This is a genomic window from Methanoregula sp. (genome assembly GCF_002835825.1).
Lineage (GTDB): Archaea > Halobacteriota > Methanomicrobia > Methanomicrobiales > Methanospirillaceae > Methanoregula.
Window position 1 is genome coordinate 1 of sequence record NZ_PIZH01000749.1, and the last position, 1,056, is coordinate 1,056.

At 63.2% G+C, this 1,056-nt stretch carries 2 protein-coding genes; both read left to right on the top strand.

Annotation, left to right across the window (positions count from 1 at the left end; all coding sequences use genetic code 11):
* Positions 1 to 436: flavodoxin domain-containing protein (locus tag CW742_RS14900; RefSeq protein ID WP_342764896.1), on the top strand; the 436-nt coding region annotated here is incomplete at its 5' end.
* 84 nt (positions 437 to 520) lie between these two features.
* The coding region (locus tag CW742_RS14905; protein WP_292421751.1) for a potassium transporter TrkG at positions 521 to 1,056 on the top strand (536 nt) is incomplete at its 3' end.

A 1,056-nucleotide genomic window follows, 5' to 3' on the forward strand; every position in this document is an offset into this window, starting at 1 on the left:
CCCGTATGTCTCGATGCATGGCAGCACGCAGAAGATGGTGGACCACCTGGTCGCCGCGCTGATGGCACGGGGTGTCGAGGTGAAGCCGTTCAACCTGATCCGGACCGATATCGGGGAACTCGCGCTCGCGCTCGTGGATGCCGCGACCGTTGTCATGGCGACCCCGACCGTCCTCTTCGGGCCTCACCCGCAGATCGTCTATGCCACGTACCTTGCCAACGCGCTGCGGCCCAAGACCAGGTATGCCTCGGTCATCGGCTCCTATGGCTGGGGCGGGAAGAGCGCCGAGACCATTGTCTCGATGCTCGACCACCTCAAAGTGGAGGTGCTCGAACCGGTGCTCGCGAAATGCCTGCCCGACGAGGCTGCCATGCAGGGGCTCGACCGCCTTGCCGACCAGATCGCATCAAAGCACAAGGAAGCGGGGATCTCCTGACCCAACCGTTTTCCCCGTCCCTTTTTTTCCGCCCGGCCCCGGGGCCATGGCAAACGCTAATACCCCTTCAGGCAACACCCATTAATGATGGAGCGCCTGCGGTATCTCTCCTCGATCGTGGCGGACGTTGGGGAGATCTTTCTTTATGTCGCACCGGTCACCTGCGTCCCCCTGATCGTGGCCCTCATCTTCGCCGAGTGGCACATGCTCCTCCCGATGGCAGCGGTCCCGGCGATCCTTTTTGTTCTTGGCATCGTCCTGCGTTCGCTCCCGCGGCATGAGCGCGGGGTGCGCCTCTCGATGGCGTTCTGCTCGGTGGCGCTCTTTTTGCTGCTCGCTCCCCTGGTGAGTGCCGTCCCGTTCATCCTCGGGGCACAGATGAGCCCGGTCGATGCTCTCTTCGAGGCGATGGCGGGGTGGACCGGCACGGCATTTACGATGATGCAGTCGCTGGATTCGGCTCCAAGGACCCTGCTCTTCTGGCGGTCGTTCATGCAATGGGTTGGCGGCATCGGGATCATCGCGTTTGCGATCGCCATCGGGAGCAGCACCGGCCTCTTCCGCTCAAAGATCTTCCGCACAGAGAGCCGGGACGAGCCGTTCCTCCCGACCCTTGTGAC